General features: G+C 62.1%; 15 protein-coding genes. 7 read left to right on the top strand and 8 right to left on the bottom strand.

The annotated features are described in order from the left end of the window. Nucleotides 1-13: 13 nt before the first annotated feature. On the bottom strand, nucleotides 14-862 hold the full coding sequence (locus IB279_RS04060) for a TIGR01459 family HAD-type hydrolase (protein ID WP_112975951.1): 849 nt from the start codon (nucleotides 860-862) through the stop codon (nucleotides 14-16). 433 nt (nucleotides 863-1,295) lie between these two features. Here IB279_RS04060 and groES point away from each other — a divergent pair, with 433 nt between their 5' ends. The 3 genes from groES (at nucleotide 1,296) to IB279_RS04045 (ending at nucleotide 4,376) form a co-directional block, all read left to right on the top strand. Next, complete coding sequence (gene groES / locus IB279_RS04055; protein ID WP_004675403.1) at nucleotides 1,296-1,592, top strand: co-chaperone GroES; 297 nt, start codon at nucleotides 1,296-1,298, stop codon at nucleotides 1,590-1,592. A 62-nt stretch (nucleotides 1,593-1,654) separates the two neighbouring features. Then, nucleotides 1,655-3,295, top strand: a complete 1,641-nt coding sequence (groL, locus tag IB279_RS04050; RefSeq protein ID WP_034800965.1) for a chaperonin GroEL — start codon at nucleotides 1,655-1,657, stop codon at nucleotides 3,293-3,295. Between the two features lie 631 nt (nucleotides 3,296-3,926). After that, the gene (locus IB279_RS04045) at nucleotides 3,927-4,376 is read left to right on the top strand and encodes a hypothetical protein (protein WP_034800963.1); all 450 of its coding nucleotides are present in this window, start codon (nucleotides 3,927-3,929) and stop codon (nucleotides 4,374-4,376) included. Between the two features lie 118 nt (nucleotides 4,377-4,494). Here the strand turns inward: IB279_RS04045 and IB279_RS04040 are convergent, their stop codons facing one another. From IB279_RS04040 to hisS, 6 genes are all read right to left on the bottom strand, one after another. Next, the gene (locus IB279_RS04040) at nucleotides 4,495-7,293 is read right to left on the bottom strand and encodes an EAL domain-containing protein (RefSeq protein WP_113188763.1); all 2,799 of its coding nucleotides are present in this window, start codon (nucleotides 7,291-7,293) and stop codon (nucleotides 4,495-4,497) included. Between the two features lie 216 nt (nucleotides 7,294-7,509). Beyond that, nucleotides 7,510-8,733: an FAD-dependent oxidoreductase gene (locus IB279_RS04035; RefSeq protein ID WP_113188764.1), complete on the bottom strand. Its 1,224-nt coding sequence runs from the start codon at nucleotides 8,731-8,733 to the stop codon at nucleotides 7,510-7,512. 87 nt (nucleotides 8,734-8,820) lie between these two features. Beyond that, nucleotides 8,821-9,528 carry a glutathione binding-like protein gene (locus IB279_RS04030; RefSeq protein WP_060584061.1) on the bottom strand — a complete coding sequence of 236 codons (708 nt, stop codon included), beginning with the start codon at nucleotides 9,526-9,528 and terminating at the stop codon, nucleotides 8,821-8,823. Nucleotides 9,529-9,674: 146 nt separating this feature from the next. Beyond that, nucleotides 9,675-10,370, bottom strand: coding sequence for an ATP phosphoribosyltransferase (gene hisG, locus IB279_RS04025; protein WP_043618363.1), 696 nt, complete (start codon nucleotides 10,368-10,370; stop codon nucleotides 9,675-9,677). After that, nucleotides 10,367-11,509 (bottom strand): ATP phosphoribosyltransferase regulatory subunit, encoded by a 1,143-nt coding sequence (locus IB279_RS04020; RefSeq protein WP_113188765.1) that lies wholly within the window; start codon nucleotides 11,507-11,509, stop codon nucleotides 10,367-10,369. The genes hisG and IB279_RS04020 overlap by 4 nt, the downstream gene beginning before the upstream one ends. Before the next feature lie 5 nt (nucleotides 11,510-11,514). After that, on the bottom strand, nucleotides 11,515-13,026 hold the full coding sequence (gene hisS, locus IB279_RS04015; protein ID WP_113188766.1) for a histidine--tRNA ligase: 1,512 nt from the start codon (nucleotides 13,024-13,026) through the stop codon (nucleotides 11,515-11,517). Nucleotides 13,027-13,466: 440 nt separating this feature from the next. On the opposite strand from hisS, the gene IB279_RS04010 reads away from it, so the two are divergent. Then, nucleotides 13,467-13,895, top strand: coding sequence for a hypothetical protein (locus IB279_RS04010; RefSeq protein ID WP_034801425.1), 429 nt, complete (start codon nucleotides 13,467-13,469; stop codon nucleotides 13,893-13,895). A 108-nt stretch (nucleotides 13,896-14,003) separates the two neighbouring features. After that, the gene (locus IB279_RS04005) at nucleotides 14,004-14,390 is read left to right on the top strand and encodes a DUF305 domain-containing protein (protein WP_113188767.1); all 387 of its coding nucleotides are present in this window, start codon (nucleotides 14,004-14,006) and stop codon (nucleotides 14,388-14,390) included. Nucleotides 14,391-14,450: 60 nt separating this feature from the next. Here the strand turns inward: IB279_RS04005 and IB279_RS04000 are convergent, their stop codons facing one another. Beyond that, nucleotides 14,451-15,095 carry a DNA-3-methyladenine glycosylase I gene (locus IB279_RS04000; RefSeq protein WP_060602071.1) on the bottom strand — a complete coding sequence of 215 codons (645 nt, stop codon included), beginning with the start codon at nucleotides 15,093-15,095 and terminating at the stop codon, nucleotides 14,451-14,453. A 256-nt stretch (nucleotides 15,096-15,351) separates the two neighbouring features. On the opposite strand from IB279_RS04000, the gene IB279_RS03995 reads away from it, so the two are divergent. Together IB279_RS03995 and IB279_RS03990 are read left to right on the top strand one after the other, a co-directional pair. Continuing rightward, nucleotides 15,352-16,125: a L,D-transpeptidase gene (locus IB279_RS03995; protein WP_034800946.1), complete on the top strand. Its 774-nt coding sequence runs from the start codon at nucleotides 15,352-15,354 to the stop codon at nucleotides 16,123-16,125. 191 nt (nucleotides 16,126-16,316) lie between these two features. Then, entirely contained in the window at nucleotides 16,317-17,012 is a 696-nt protein-coding gene (locus tag IB279_RS03990) for a L,D-transpeptidase (RefSeq protein ID WP_034800943.1), read from the top strand. The last annotated feature ends 66 nt before the right edge of the window (nucleotides 17,013-17,078 follow it).

Raw genomic sequence — 17,078 nt, 5'->3', positions numbered from 1 at the left:
CTCCGTCTTCCCGTCAGGCGAGCCGTGGCATCCAGTATTTCGGCGAGGCGCCCTCCTTCTTGAGGAAGGCGGCAAGCTTCGCCTCGTCGGTCCGGCTTTCGTTCATGTATTCCTGGGCGTGGATACCGGCGCTGATATAGAGCAGATCCAGGCCCGCGTCCTGCGCGCCCTTGACGTCCGTCGGCATGCCGTCGCCGACGGCGATGACACGGGTCAGGTCAATCGCTCCGCGCGCGGACTTCGCCTCGCCCAGGGCGGCGCGATAGATCGCGATATAGGGTTTGCCGGCGATGCGCGCCTCGCCACCCAGCTCTTCGTAAAGCTTGGCAATCGCACCGGCGCAGGGGATCAGCCGGTGACCACGCTCGACGACGAGATCCGGGTTGGCGCAGATGAACGGGATCTTGCGCTTGGCAAGGCCCGTCAGGGTCGCGCGGTAATGCTCAGGCGTTTCAGTCTCGTCGTCATAGAAGCCGGCGCAGACGACCGTCTCGGCATCTTCCGAGGAAACGATCTGCGTCCCCAGACCCTCGAGCAGGGGCAGGTCGCGCTCGGCGCCGATGAAGAAGATCTTCTTGTCGGCGGCAGCGATCAGCGCCCGGGTCACGTCGCCCGAAGTGACGATCCGGTCATAGGCTTCGTCGGGCACGCCGAGACTGCGGATCTGCACCTTCACCATCGGGCTCGGGCGCGGCGAATTGGTGATGAGTACGACGGTCAGTCCGGCGGCGCGCGCCTCGGCCAATGCTTCACAGGCGGAGGCGAAAGCCTGCACGCCGTTGTGAAGCACGCCCCAGACGTCACATAAAACGACATCGTAGCGCTTGGCGATTTCGCGAAAACTGTTGATCCTTGCGGCCATCCTGGCTTCCTGCAAACACGGTTTCCGGCTTGCATGGCAAGGAAGGCAGGAGATTACAAGTCTCGTCTCCCGAAAAAGGCGCACCCTCCCAAGGATTCCGGCGGTGTCGAGAACCAGGAAAAATGCACTGCAGATGCGGCCCGCCGCGCAGAAGCACATTGTCGTGGTTATCAACCGTCAAAATCCCGCCCATGCCACTCATCGACGCGATCGCCCACATTTCGCCAAGAATGGGGCTAGGCTGCCTGTGCCCGCGCCTGCTGCGCCCGTCCGGGGCACCTGCCGTCAGCAAAAAATCTAGGCGCCGATCCTTGACTCACCCCATACCCAAGCTTATCTCGGCATCGCTAGCACTCGATAAATGAGAGTGCTAACACCCATCCATCGGGTCGATCAGCGATCCGTAATGTCATTTGATCGAGGGATTAGACTAATGGCAAGCACCAACTTCCGCCCGCTGCACGACCGCGTCGTCGTTCGCCGCGTTGAGTCTGAAGAGAAGACCAAGGGCGGCATCATCATTCCGGACACCGCCAAGGAAAAGCCGCAGGAAGGCGAAATCGTCGCCGTCGGTTCGGGCGCCCGTGACGAAAGCGGCAAGGTCGTTGCCCTCGACGTCAAGGCTGGCGACCGCGTTCTGTTCGGCAAGTGGTCGGGCACCGAAGTCAAGATCAACGGCGAAGACCTTCTGATCATGAAGGAAGCCGACATCATGGGCATCATCGGCTGATCAGCCGGCGTCCACCCCTTTTTATGACAACCAATGGGCAATGAGCCCGGGAGTTTTCTCTAATGGCTGCAAAAGAAATCAAGTTCGGCCGCACCGCGCGCGAAAAGATGCTGCGTGGCGTCGACATCCTCGCTGACGCCGTAAAGGTCACGCTCGGCCCGAAGGGTCGTAACGTCATCATCGACAAGTCCTTCGGCGCTCCGCGCATCACCAAGGACGGCGTATCGGTCGCCAAGGAAATCGAACTCGAAGACAAGTTCGAAAACATGGGCGCCCAGATGGTCCGCGAAGTTGCTTCGAAGACCAACGACATCGCCGGCGACGGCACCACGACTGCAACCGTTCTTGCCCAGGCGATCGTTCGCGAAGGCGCAAAGGCTGTTGCTGCCGGCATGAACCCGATGGACCTGAAGCGTGGTATCGACCTCGCTGTCACCGAAGTCGTCAAGGATCTCCAGGCCAAGGCCAAGAAGATCAACACTTCGGAAGAAGTTGCACAGGTCGGCACGATCTCGGCCAACGGCGAGCGTCAGATCGGCCTCGACATCGCTGAAGCGATGCAGAAGGTCGGCAACGAAGGCGTCATCACGGTTGAAGAAGCCAAGACCGCCGAAACGGAACTCGAAGTCGTCGAAGGCATGCAGTTCGACCGCGGCTACCTGTCGCCCTACTTCGTCACCAACCCGGAAAAGATGGTCGCTGACCTCGACGACGTCTTCGTTCTCCTTCACGAGAAGAAGCTCTCGAACCTCCAGGCCATGCTCCCGGTTCTCGAAGCTGTCGTTCAGACCGGCAAGCCGCTCCTCATCATCGCTGAAGACGTCGAAGGCGAAGCTCTTGCAACGCTCGTCGTCAACAAGCTGCGTGGCGGCCTGAAGATCGCTGCCGTCAAGGCTCCGGGCTTCGGCGATCGCCGCAAGGCCATGCTCGAAGACATCGCCATCCTGACGGGCGGCACCGTGATCTCCGAAGACCTCGGCATCAAGCTCGAAAACGTCACGCTCGACATGCTCGGCCGTGCGAAGAAGGTTTCGATCTCCAAGGAAAACACGACAATCGTCGACGGCGCCGGCCAGAAGGCCGACATCGAAGGCCGCGTTGCCCAGATCAAGGCCCAGATCGAAGACACCACCTCCGACTACGACCGCGAGAAGCTGCAGGAACGTCTTGCCAAGCTCGCTGGCGGCGTTGCCGTGATCCGCGTTGGCGGCTCGACGGAAGTCGAAGTGAAGGAAAAGAAGGACCGCATCGACGACGCTCTCAACGCGACGCGCGCTGCTGTTCAGGAAGGCATCGTACCGGGCGGCGGCGTTGCCCTGCTGCGTTCTTCCGTCAAGATCACCGTCAAGGGTGCAAACGACGACCAGGAAGCCGGCATCAACATCGTTCGTCGCGCTCTGCAGGCTCCGGCCCGCCAGATCGCTGAGAACGCTGGTGACGAAGCCTCCATCGTTGTCGGCAAGATCCTCGACAAGGACCAGGACAACTTCGGCTACAACGCCCAGACCGGCGAATACGGCGACATGATCTCGATGGGCATCATCGACCCGGTCAAGGTCGTTCGCACCGCCCTTCAGGACGCTGCTTCGGTTGCCGGCCTCCTCGTCACGACGGAAGCCATGATCGCCGAACTGCCGAAGAAGGACGCCCCGGCTGGCATGCCTGGCGGCATGGGCGGCATGGGCGGCATGGACATGATGTGATAATGGCGACAGCCTTATCGCAGCATCGTCCATAAAGCTTCGCCCATGCACTTAAAGTGGTTCAGCGCGTCAAGCGCACTGAACGGGCGGCATGGACATGATGTGATAATGGCGAAAGCCTTATTGCAAGGATCCATCCGGATCGGAAAGGCGGCCTTCGGGTCGCCTTTCTTGTTTTTTATCAATGCCACTCATCGCCGGTGAAGCATCTTCCGAACAGTCGGCAGGAAAAAACCCATCGGTTGTAGTCAGGCTTCAAAAAACCGTTGAAGTCGAAAAAAAACGAACTATAACAGCGCCCCAAGTGAGCGAAGATTGAGGGGAGACTGGGCGACACACTTAAGGCAGACAGGCAATCGCCGGGGCTTTTTCGTATTCGCTGCCCATCCGGAAAATCTTCGAGACTATACCTAAAGAATAAAAGTATTTAATCGCAAATTAAGCCGACACTCTCCTTCGAAATAAGTTCGCCGGCGAGATCCACTACCATATATAGACCTTTCTACTTGAGAAAACACCCACATCACGTGGCGTGCACTCTCGTATTGGTCATGTCGGGCGCAGTTTGCACATTGGGACGCGTTTCCCTGGAGCGCCAAAGGCAGCTCCGGGAACTCTGCTGGGGTAGACCGTGTTTAAGATCACCAGAGCAAATTCCGCTCCCCTCGGCTCTTCGGGACATCTGCATCCGGGCCTACCGCATCATGAATTCATGGAGCAGTTTTGCGTCTCGGAGGGGTGGTCCGGCGACCTGTCGACGGGCCTGTTCCGGCTCGGCGAGAAGGCGGCCGCGATCCATGGCCTGCGTGACGGCGAGTGCGGCCTTCTGAACTTCGTTCGCTGCTACGATCCGGCCGATCGCAATCACGTGCTCGAACTGTTCGAACAGGCGGCAACGAGCTGCTCGTCTTTCTGCTTTTCGACGACGATCGCGCTCGAGGAGTCCGGCCAGAAGCAGCCGCTATTCTGCATCGGAGAATCCTCCGGCCTCGAACAGCGCTATTCCGGCATGATCACCGGCATCTTTTTCTTTCCACGCTTTCTCGTGGAAGTCGCGGGTCGCGCACTGCTGCGCCAGTAAGCCCGCCCCTGCCCGCGCACGGGCCCGAGTGTAGAGAACCCTCGATCACATATGGCCGCCGCAACCGCCCCATGGGCGATTGCGGTGAAGGTGTGCGGCAGAGATGCGGACGTACGGCTCAGGCTGCCGCCGCGTCGTCCTTGCCCGTGAAGAGCACCGTGATCGGCGCCGGGCGACCGAGCAGATAGCCCTGCGCCTCGTCGCAGCCCTCGGCTTGCAGGATATCGAGCTGCTTCTGCGTTTCGACGCCTTCGGCAAGGACAGGGACGGACAGGCTCTGGCCGAGCGCAAGAATGGCGCGCACGATCGCCTTGGCCTGCGGGCTGCCTTCCACTTCCCACATGAAGCTCCGGTCGAGCTTGATCTTGTCGAAGGGGAAGGACCGCAGCGTCTCGAGCGACGAATAGCCGGTCCCGAAGTCGTCGATCGCGATGGTGACGCCCAGTTCCTTGATCTGGCGCAGCGTCAGCAGCGCCCGCTCCTTGTCGTCGATGATCGTCGATTCCGTGATTTCGAGCTCCAGCCGGTTCGGGTCGAGACCCGTGTCGGCAAGCACGTCCTGAACCAGACTGACGATGTCGCCGTTGGCAAGCTGGACCGGCGAAAGGTTGACGGCAATCTTGTGGCTGCTCTCCCAGCCCGCCGCCTCGCGGCAGGCCTCGCGCAGCACCCATTCGCCGATCGGCAGGATCGCGCCGCATTCCTCGGCAAGCGGGATGAACTCGCTCGGTGGCACCATGCCGCGTTCCGGATGGCTCCAGCGCAGGAGCACCTCGTAGCCGATGACGGCGCCGCTCATCACAGACTTCTGCACCTGGTAGTGCAAGGCAAGCTGCTTCTTCTCGACCGCGTCCCAGAGATCGTTGGCAAGCGCGCGCCGCTGGCGGGCAGCTTCATCCATCGACACCTCGTAGAAGCAGACGGTCTGGTTGAGGGCGGCCTTCGCCCGGTACATCGCAAGGTCTGCATTGTTGATCAGCGTGTCGGCCGTCTCGGCATCCTGCGGATAGATCGCGACACCCATGCTGCCGCCGGACTTGAGCTCGAAATCGCCAAAGCGCATTTCCTCATGCAGGCTCTTTTCGATCCGGCGCAGGAAGTCGTTAAGCTCGGAGAGTTCCTCGAAGCGCTTGACCGCCGCGAACTCGTCGCCGCCGAAGCGTGCCACGAACTCGCCTTCCTGCAGAAGGCCCTTCATGCGCTGGGCGATCGTCACCAGCACGAAGTCTCCGGCGGCGTGACCGTGCAGATCGTTGACTTCCTTGAACTTGTTGAGGTCGATGCCGATGACGGCGACCTTGCGGTTGAACCAGGCGGCCGCGTCCAGCTCCTCTTCGAGATAGCTGCTGAACTGCAGCCGGTTCGGCAGCCCCGTGAGGCTGTCGTGGCGGGCAAGGAAGGTAATCTGCTCCTCGGTGTCGAGCCGCTCGGTGATGTCCTCATAGGTGCTAACCCAGCCGCCATCGGGCAGCGTGCGATGCTTGGTCAGGATCGAGCGGCCGTTGACGAGCTTTTCGACGATATCGCCGCCGCCATTGCCGACCATTTCGATCCGGTGCTTCTGATAGAGCTCCTCGGCCTTGGTCCGGGCCATCTCGGGATCTGTGTAGATGCGGGCAAAGACGATGTCGAGGATCTCGCGGAAGGTCAGCCCCTTGCCGGCGAGTGTCTCGGAGAAGCCGAAGATCTCTCGGCAGCGACGGTTGGAGAGCAACAGCCGGTCGCTGCTGTCGAACAGGCAGATGCCCTGCGACATGTTTTCGAGCGCGACATCGAGATTGTTGCTGACTTCGGCGATACGGTCGGCGTCAAGCTTCGCCTTGGTGATGTCCTTGACGATCTTGATGAAGCCGGCGTGCTTGCCGTCGTCGTCCATGAAGGGGTCGAGCACCACGTGAGCCCAGAACCGGGATCCGTCCTTGCGATAGCGCCAGCCTTCGTTCTCGTACTTACCATCGGCCAGTGCGACCTCGAGCGCCCGCTGCGGTACGCCGTCGCGCTGATCCTCCTGCGAGTAGAAGCAGGCGAAATTCTTGCCGACGATTTCCTCGCTTTTATAGCCCTTGTTGGCCTCGGCGCCGGCGTTCCAGCTGGCGACGCGGCCGTCGGTGTCGAGCATATAGATCGCGTAGTCCTTCACGCTGCGCACGAAGCGGGCGAATTCCCGTTCGGCAGCAGCGGCGGAAAGCTCGGCATGATGGGCGAAGCCGGCGGCGATCAGCACCATCGACAGCAGGAAGAAGGCGGTGCCGGCGATGACGAAGGCAAGCAGATGCGGCTGGATCATGCCCGCATCGGTCGGCGTCAACAGATCGGCCTCGATCGTGACCGCACCCATGGCGGTGAAATGCAACGCGACGATCCCGAGCGTCATCAGCAGGGTGGCAAGGATCTTCGCCTTCAGCGGCTTGCTGACACTGGCGATCGTGCGCAGGGCGGCGATGTCAAAAAGCGAGCCGACGACCACGGAGGCGACGACCAGTGCCGCATTCCAGCGGATGCTGCCCGGCACGTCGAGCGCCGCCATGCCAAGAAAATGCATGCAGGCGACGCCGCCGCCGAGAACGAAGCCGCCAGCAATCCAGCCGAGGCGGTCCTGAACATGGGTCGCGATCAATAGGGCCGTCGTGGTGAGGATGATGGCAACGGCCAGCGACAGGCCGGTGAGATCCATCTGGTAACCGAGGACGACGCCGGGATCATAGGCGAGCATGGCGATGAAGTGGGTCGCCCAGATGCCGAAGCCGCTGGCGATGCCGGCGGCCGTCGCCCAGATCGCTTTCGCCTTGCCCGAGGAGCCGCGGGCGCGCTGCAGCAGCGTTACTGCTCCGTAACTCGCGAGAAAGCACACAAGTGCGGCCAAAACGACCAGTCTGGGATTATGCTCTACCACCAGGCATGTAAGAACCTTGAACATCGCCAATCGCCTAAATCAAATTCTGTCGGGAAACGAGACCTCTCGCCTCCACTTAAGCTGCCTGTGTTGGCGTCAGGTGATTTAAGGAAGTGATAAATCGAGGCTCTGCCGGGCAATTGCCCAGCAAGACAATAGTTTCGTCGTTAACGAATTTTGAAACCACGCCGCCTTCAAGTTGCAGCCTGCCAAAAAGCGCCGCCTGGCGTGGTTCGCCGCCTATGCTTGCGACAGCAGCGCCTTGAGGTCGGATTGGGGATCGGCGATGACGGCTCGGTCAGGATTGATGCCGCTCTCCAGCAGCTTCTTGCCGGTCACATAGGCCTTGGCGTCGTTGATCGCATCGACGGCCACCAGGCGCCCCTGCCGGTAATACCAGACCGACACGCTGCCTTCGCGCTGGCCGGGCCTGACGATGGTTTCGTCGTGGCCGAGCCCGAAGCCGGCGATCTGCAGCTTGACGTCGTACTGGTCCGACCAGAACCAGGGCTTGGGATCGTAAGGGGCATCACTGCCGGCAAGGATCGCCGCGACCGCTTCGGCCTGATCGACGGCATTCTGCACCGACTCCAGCCGGATGCGCAGATCCTCGAAGGGAAGAACGGCGCAATCACCCATCGCGAAGATCGCCGGATCGGAGGTGCGGCCATGCGCGTCGACGACGATGCCGTTTGCGGTTTCGAGCCCGGCGTCGTGGGCCAGGCGATCATTGGCGGTCACGCCGATGCCGACGATGACGACATCGACCGGCAGGGTCGAGCCGTCGGAAAGCTCTGCCGCCGTGACACGGCCGTCGTCTCCGACGAGACGATTGAGGCCAGTGCCTTCGCGGATATCGACGCCGCGGCCACGGTGAATTTCCCGTACAAGGCCCGACGTCGCCGAGGAGGCAACACGTTGCAGGATGCGGTCGGCCATTTCGATGACCGTGACGTCCAGGCCGCAGGTGCGCGCGACGGCTGCCGCTTCAAGACCGATGTAACCACCACCGATGACGAGCGCGCGACGGCCGGGCTTCATCTCCTCGGCAAGGCGATCGGCATCCCTGAAGTCGCGAACGACGAAGACACCCTCGAGATCGCCGCCGACCGAGGCCGGCAGCCGGCGCGGCGTGGCGCCGGTCGCAAAGGCCAGCACTTCATAGTCGAGCGATGTGCCATCGCTGAGCGTCACGTGTTTGCCGGCCCGGTCGAGCCCGATCACGGTCGTTTCGAGGCGCACGTCGACAGCGTGCTCGCCGTACCAGGCTTCCGGCCGGTAGAGCAGGCGGTCGAGGCTCATCTCGCGCAGGAGATACTTTTTGGAGAGCGGCGGGCGCTGATAGGGCAGGCTTGCTTCGGAGGCGACGATGGTGATCGGCCGCTCGTCCTTGAGCGCACGGAGCTTCGCAACCAGAGCAAAGGCGGCCTGACCGCCACCGACAACAACAAGCCTTCCGGACACGCTTCCCACCTGCCTTTATTCATCTGTACAACAAGGCCTAGCCTTCCGCCCGAGCTTCGTCAACTCTGGCACAGGCCACGTCTTTTGCTATTCCTTGCGCGGCACGTCCATGCCCTTTTGAGCCGCCGGGCGCGACAGGCCGCGCTCGACCCAGGCCATCACCTTGGGGAAGCTCTTGTAATCCAGAACCTCGGCACCGCCATAGAATCTGCGCGCGCCTTCGACCCAGGGATAGGTGGCGATGTCGGCGATCGTGTAATCGTCGCCCATCAACCATTGCCGCCCTTCAAGGCGGGTTTCGAGCACGCCGAGCAGCCGCTTGGCTTCGTCACGGTAGCGCTCGACGGGGTAGGAATTGTTGGCGACCTTGTCGGCGGCGAACTTGAAGAAGTGACCGAACTGGCCGAACATCGGACCGACGCCGCCCATCTGGAACATAACCCAGGCGATCGTTTCGTAGCGGCCGGCCGCGTCGGCAGGCAGCAGCTTGCCGGTCTTTTCAGCGAGATAGATGAGGATCGCGCCGGACTCGAACAGCCCGATTGGCTTTCCATCCGGGCCGTTGGGATCGATGATCGCCGGGATGCGGCCGTTGGGGTTGAGCGAGACGAACTCCGGCGACTTCTGGTCATTGGTATCGAAGGCGATGCGGTGCGGTTCGTAGGGCAGGCCCAGCTCTTCGAGCGCGATCGAAACCTTCACGCCGTTCGGCGTCGGCAGCGAATAGAGCTGGATGATATCAGGGTTTTTCGCCGGCCAGCGCTTGGTGATCGGAAAGGCGGACAGATCGGCCATGAAGGTCTCCTGGAACGGAACAGCGGGAAGCGGCAGAAACGCCGCACGCAGACTTACATAGGAGCGGAGGGCGCGCCTTTTGAGGGCCCTACTTTATTTTTGTAACCGGCGGGATCGTCAAGACCGCGCCTGCCCCGTTCGCAGCGTCAAAGGACGCTACGAACGGCCGCGATAATCCGTGCCACCACAGGATCGCCGTCGTGAGCCGCCTTGCGCGCCCGGACCAGGCAAGCTTCGGAACGCAGGATCACGCCATCGGTGAGTATCTTCAGGTGGTTTGCCTTCAACGTCGAACCGGTCGAGGTGATGTCGACGATGATGTCGGCGGAACCAGAGGCCGGCGCGCCTTCGGTCGCCCCGAGGCTTTCGACGATGCGGTAAAGCTGGATGCCGTGGCTGCCCGAGAAATGGTTCTGCGTCAGCCGCCAGTACTTGGTGGCGATCGCCAGACGGCGACCATGGCGGGCACGGAAATCGGCGGCAACGTCGCCAAGGTCGGCCATGGTGTCGACGTCGTACCAGACCTCAGGCACCGCGACGACGACGTCGGCATGACCGAAGCCGAGACGGGCGCAGAACTCGACGCGCGCATCGGCGTTGGCAAGCCCCTCGCGCACCAGGTCTTCGCCGGTTACGCCGAAATCGATTGAGCCGTTGCCGAGCTCTCGCGAGATTTCCGACGCCGAAAGGAACGCAATCTCCACATCATCAGCACCTTCGACGCGGCCGCGATAGGAGCGGTCGTTGCCGACGGCAACGATCTTCAGGCCGGCGCGTTCGAAGATCGCCGAAGCGTCATCCTTCATCCGCCCCTTGGACGGCAAGGCGATAGTGATGGTCATTGGACGCCTCCTTCAGAGGCAATCGCCTTTTCGATGCGGTCGAGCCAGAGCGAGAAGCCGACGGCCGGGATATGCTCGCGGGCGCCGAGCAGAGTCAGCAGCCGATCGAAGCGGCCGCCGCCGGCAAGGACGGCATGCGTTCCGGCAAGCTCAACCTCGAAAACCAGGCCGGTATAATAGTCGAGAGGACGACCAAAGGCCGCTCGATAACGAATGGCGCCGATGTCGGAACCGGTCTTGCCAAGGGCGGCAACGCGGGCATCGAAACGGGCGAGCGCGTCATCGATTTTGAGGCTGGATTTCTGCGCGAAAGCGAAGAGTGCGGCCGGCGCATCGGCAAGCGGCACGTCGAGCGCCAGGAACGCGGCGACCTGATCCAGCGTTCTGCGGTCGAGCCGCGTGTTCGCCAGTTCCATCTTCTCCTTCAGCCGGCGCGCAATATCCTGCGGCGAACGGCTAGCGTTGGTCGAATAGCCGGTCGCTTCCATCGTTACCGCGACATGCGCGACGAGACGGTCCTCGTCTTCGAGCAGGCCGTCCATCGACAGCCGCACGACTTCAGGACCGAAGACGCCGACCGTGCGCGGATGGGCGAGCTCGGTCAGAAGCTTCTGCAGGTGCTTCTGGTCGCCGAAGGCGTGGATCAGCCGCTTCTGCCAGCCGGCCGGCAGGCCACAGGCGCCGACGACGGCTTCAAACACGGCCTGGTCGCCAAGCGTCACGCTGAGAGACCGGCCCGGCACCCGGTTGGCGACGATGCGCATCGCGTCAGAGACGGCGCGCGCGTCGGCTGCCGCCGTATCGGTGTCGCCAAGATCCTCGATGCCGGCCTGGTAGAATTCGTTGCCGCCTTCGCGGCGCTGGCGGAAGACCTCGCCGAGATAGGCATAGCGCTTCGGCGTTCCGGTCACCGCCTCGATATGGCGGAGACAGACGGGAATGGTGAATTCCGGCCGCAGGCACAGGCTCTCGCCGGTCTCGCTCTCGGTCATGAAGATGCGGCGGCGCAGATCCTCGCCGGCCATGGCGAGGAAAGGCTCGGCCGGCTGGATCACCGGAGTGTCGACACGCAGCGCGCCGAGGCTTTCGAAGTCGGCAAGCAGCGCATCGGCAAAGGCTGGCAGATTGATGAGGGCCATAGTCGTCAGCCCCTTGCCCGATCCTCGGCCTGTGCCGCCAGCATCTCGCGCACCTTTTCGACCAGTTCGGCCGTCGGCACGGAAACCTGGGCCACGCGCGCCTCGCGCCAGGCCGCATTGTCCTCGATCTCACCCGACAGGCGCTTGCCCTCGATCAGATCCTTGATCTGCACGACACCGGCGGCGCGCTCGTCGCCACCCTGGATGATGGCGAGCGGCGAGCCACGACGGTCGGCATATTTCAGCTGATCGCCAAAGTTCTTCTTGTTGCCCTGGTACATTTCGGCGCGGATCCCGGCATGGCGGAGCTGCTGGACGAAACGCTGGTAATGGCCCATCGCCTCGATGTCGCGGTCCATGACGCAGACGACAACAGGCGCGAGCACGTCAGATGCACCGAGCTTGCCGAGGTTCTTCAGCGCCGTCATAAGGCGGGAAACGCCGATCGAGAAACCGGTCGCCGGGACCGGCTGACCCATGAAACGTGACACGAGACCGTCGTAGCGACCACCACCGCCGACCGAACCGAAGACGACCTTTTCGCCCTTCTCGTTGGTGACGGCAAACTGCAGCTCGGCCTCGAAGACGGGGCCGGTATAATATTCGAGACCACGCACGACCGAGGGGTCGATCTTGATGCGGTCAGCCTCGTAGCCGGCGCTCAGGACCAGGCTGCGGATGGTGTTGAGTTCCTCGACACCTTCGCCGCCCTTGGCGGTGCCTGAAACGAGCGCTGCCAGTTCGTCGGCACTTTCGGCATAATTCTGGATGCCGACGAAGAACAGGACCTTGTCGATCTGCTCGCCATTGAGGCCCGCACCCTTGGTGAAGTCGCCGCTTTCGTCCTTGCGGCCTTCGCCGAGCAGGAGCCTGACGCCTTGGGGGCCGAACTTGTCGAGCTTGTCGATGGCGCGCAGCACCGTCAGGCGGGCATTGACCTTGTCGTCGCCGCCAAGACCGATCGCCTCCATGACGCCGTCGAGCACCTTGCGGTTGTTGACGCGGATCACGTAGTCGCCGCGCGCAATGCCAAGGGCTTCCATGGTGTCGGCCATCATCATGCACATTTCGGCGTCCGCCTGGACGCCGGCGGCACCGACCGTGTCGGCATCGAACTGCATGAACTGGCGGAAGCGGCCCGGGCCAGGCTTCTCGTTGCGGAAGACGTAGCCGGCGCGATAGGTGCGGAACGGCAGCTGGATCTCGTTGAAGTTCTCGGCGACGTGACGGGCGAGCGGCGCCGTCAGGTCGTAGCGCAGCGACATCCACTGATCGTCGTCATCGGTCAGCGAGAAGACGCCTTCGTTCGGCCGGTCGCTGTCGGGCAGGAACTTACCGAGCGCATCGGTGTATTCGAACAGCGGTGTTTCGACCGGGTCGAAACCATAATGCTCGTAGACCGCCCGGATCTTGCCGATCATTTCGTCCGTCGCGCGGATATCGGCAGCGGAGCGATCGACGAAGCCGCGCGGAAGACGCGCCTTGAGCTTCTGCGGTTTCTTCTGTTTCTCGGTCATGGGAGCATTCCGGACTGTCTCTTGTTGGCTGCTTTCCCTATCGGATCAAGTGGGGGGCGGCAAGGGTTTGCACCGCGCAAAGCGTTCGCCCGGGCCATGCGCCGGCGCTTTGCGTCAAAGCCTGGCACGGGTGAGCTTCGCGTCATCGGGATCGACACGCACCATCGCGACGCGTCGGGGAGGACTTGACCTCAACCACAAGGCGCATTAGACGATATGCAATCACTAAAAGTTTATCGCCTGACGGATCGACGAAGTTCCGGATGCACCGATGATCGTCTATCTTCGCGGCCAAGGGCCGAGTACCTACAAACGAGTTTTCGATGCAATGACTGCATCGGGAAAACACTTCAATGGCAAACAACGCATCGAAGCGCCTTGCGGCAGTGGCGGTCTCCGGTAACGAGACATCACGTCCGCGCGGCGAGAAGAAGGGCATCATGTTGAGGTTCATGACACCTGGCTCGGGAGCCATCCAACCCGGGCACCTCGGGGCGCATTCGGCCTGGATGGACCACCTCGATGAAAGCGACTATTTCGTGGAGACATGGCGCTGCGATCTGGCCAGCGGCGTCTTTCATCTGGGCGAGCGAACCGCCGCCCTGCTTGGCGCTTCCAACCGCTCCTGCGGCATCGTCGATCTGGTGCGTGCCTATGACAGCCGGGATCGCGTGACAGTGCTCAACATCCTCGAGCAGGCAACCGCGTCGCCGTCTTCGTTCTGCTTCACGGCGCTCGTGCGCTTGCCAAGTTTGAAGGCGGCACAGCTTTTCTGCGTCGGCCGGTCGTCGCTCGACGCGTCCACCGGCGAAAACATGCTGCAGGGCATTTTCGCCTTTCCGCGCGAGCGTCCGGCGCTTGACGCCTGAACGGACGGGTTGAATCCGCAGCCAGCCCTTCCCTAGATTGATGGAGTGCCAAGATGCCGGCCACGGCCGGCATCTTGGCACGAGACATCAGATAAGGAAGGAAACACCATGTCGCTGAAACCGCTGATCGCCGCCCTCGCGCTTTCCGCCTGCCTCGGCTTTCCTGCGTTGGCAGAGGAGTCCGGACACGGCAGCATGCACCATGGAGCGACCGAAACCGCGATGCCGAAGGGCGACAATTCGCCTTCGAGCAAAGCCTTCGCCGAAGCCAATGCCCGCATGCACAAGGACATGGACATCACCTACACCGGCAATGCGGACATCAACTTCGTGCGCGGCATGATCGCCCACCATCAGGGCGCGATCGACATGGCGACGGTGGAGCTCGAATACGGTAAGGACGAAACGCTGCGCAAGCTGGCCGAAGAGGTCATCAAGGCGCAGGAAGGCGAGATCAGGACGATGAAGGCGTGGCTCGCCAAGAACGGCGGCTGAACCCGCAGTCTCAACGCCACCGGCAAACACCCGTCGTCAGGCAGACGACGGGCGCACTCATCAGGCGACGCGGGCCTGGGGCCTTGCAAGCTTGCCACGCAACTCCTCGACGACCGTGCGGCAGTGGCAGCCTTCGATGTGATCGTTGACGAGGCCCATGGCCTGCATGAAGGCGTAGATCGTCGTCGGGCCGACGAAGGTCCAGCCGCGCTTCTTCAAATCCTTGGAAATGCGGGTCGAGGTCGGGGTCGTCGGATTGGCGACGATCGCTTCATAGGTCACCACCTGCGGACGCTCGGCTGCCTGCGGCTCATAGGACCAGAAATAGGCCGCCAGCGAACCGAACTCTTGCCTCAGTTCCTGGGCGCGGCGCGCGTTGTTGATCGTCGAGACGATCTTGCCGCGATGACGCACGATGCCTGTATCGGCAAGGCAACGCTCGATTTCCGCGTCGCCGAACTTTGCGACCGCGTCGAAATCGAAACCGGCAAAGGCGGCGCGAAACGCCTCGCGCTTGCGCAGGATCGTCAGCCAGGACAGGCCGGACTGGAAACCTTCCAGGCAGATCTTCTCGAAAAGCCGGCGGTCGTCGGTGACCGGGCGCCCCCATTCCTCGTCATGGTAGCGACGATAATCGTCGAGATTGCCCTGCCAGGCGCAACGCAAAAATCCGTCCTCACCGATCACAATACCCTTGGCCGTCATCGCCCTCTTTGCTCCATCCTGCTCATTTTCCTGCCTTTACCATTTGCAAACCAGATTCCTAAAGCAGCGGATAACCCTACCCAAAGCTTTATCGGCGCCATCGGCTTTTAACGAGGCACCGTTTACCATTCGGTCGCCCTCCAAATGACACGATTGCCCCCATTGCCAAGGCGCAACCCGTCCGTTCGAGCATTCCGCTCACCGGCAGACTGCGCCCCCTTCAGTGATTTTCGGCGAAAGGTAGCGAGTCCGTCCGATGTTGAAAAAGTCTCTTCTTATAGCCGCCTCTCTTCTGACCCTCGTGGCTGGCCCGGCCGGAGCACAGGACCGGTATCAGAACAGGCCGCCCGTCGTCGTCAGTCCCGACCTCACCGCCCCCTGGGTGATGCAGCTCGGCGGACAGCAGGCGCGCACGCGGCAGGTGATCTACCGGCAGCAGATTCCGCAGGCCACCCGAAAACAGTTCTATCAGCAGGGACAGGTCGCGAAACCTCAGGTCAAGCGCCGCGCCGTCAATCCGCTGATCCAGCCGGCCAATGCCATGCGCGCCCAGCGGCCGGTGAAATCGAAATTCGACCCGCAGTACCTGCCGCAGACGGTCGCCTATGAGAGCAAGGAAAAGCCGGGCACGATCGTCATCGATACCAACAACCGCTTCCTCTATCTGGTGACCGGCAACGGTGAGGCACGGCGCTATGGCGTCGGTGTCGGCAAGCCGGGCTTCGAATGGGCCGGCGCCCACAAGGTCACCCGCAAGGCGGAATGGCCGAGCTGGACGCCGCCGCAGGAGATGATCACCCGCGAGGCGGCCAAGGGCCATTACCTTCCGGCCCGCATGGACGGCGGCCCGGAAAATCCGCTCGGCGCACGCGCCATGTATCTCGGCTCGACGCTATACCGCATCCACGGCACCAACGCGCCCTGGACGATCGGCTATGCCGTTTCCTCCGGCTGCATCCGCATGCGCAACGAAGACGTTGTCGATCTTTACGAGCGCGTGAAAGTGGGGACGAAGGTTATCGTCATCTAATTGCAGCACTGCATAGAATATTCCCCTCTCCTCACCCGTGTTGCTGTTGCCTATGCGTGATTTTCAGGCAACAGCAGCGTAAGGACAGGCAAGTTTTGTGATCACGTTTGATCTACCGGATGTATCGCGGGCTTGAACTTCGATGCGTTTTGCATAGCCTGCCTGCAACGAGGGTTTAGAGGGAATCGTAAATGAAGCGTCATGCCAGCAAAGTGGTCGCAATCGCGATTGCGACCAGCACTATTCTTGTGGCCGCCAGCGCCTCGGCTTTCACGCCGGCGCCCGTAGCAGGCCCCAAGATCCAGTCGTCAGACATTGTACTCGTGGCCACTCCGAAGAAGCCGGCAAAACAATACTGGCGCACCAAGGTTCGCTTCCGCACCGACGAAGCCCCCGGCACGATCATCGTCGATACCAACAACAAGTTTCTCTACTACATCGACGGCCCGAACCGCGCGACGCGCTACGGCATCGGCGTCGGCCGTGACGGCTTCGGCTGGTCGGGTGTCGTGAAGGTTGGCCGCAAGGCCGAATGGCCGACCTGGACGCCGCCGGCCGAAATGCGCCGCCGCGAGGCCGCCAAGGGCCGCATCCTGCCGATCACCCAGGAAGGCGGCATCGACAACCCGCTCGGCGCCCGCGCCATGTATCTCTACAAGGGCGGCCGCGACACGATCTTCCGTATCCACGGTACCAACCAGCCCTGGACCATCGGCCAGAACATGTCTTCCGGCTGCATCCGCATGATGAACGAGGACGTGGAGCATCTCTACGACCGCGCTGACGTCGGCACGAAAGTCATCGTCATCGGCCCCGGCAGCAAGGCCGGCGACACCTATTTCGACGATCGCGGCGTCGACATCTTCCGCCAGATCTTTGGCGGCTGAGGACGCCGAAACTTCCACCCACAAAAAAGGCCGGCTCCCGAAAGGTGGCCGGCCTTTTGCTTTGTC

This window comes from Ensifer sp. ENS06 (assembly GCF_014852205.1).
GTDB lineage: Bacteria > Pseudomonadota > Alphaproteobacteria > Rhizobiales > Rhizobiaceae > Ensifer > Ensifer adhaerens.
Note: the sequence above shows the minus strand (reverse complement) of the source record. Positions and strands in the feature narration are given on the sequence as shown.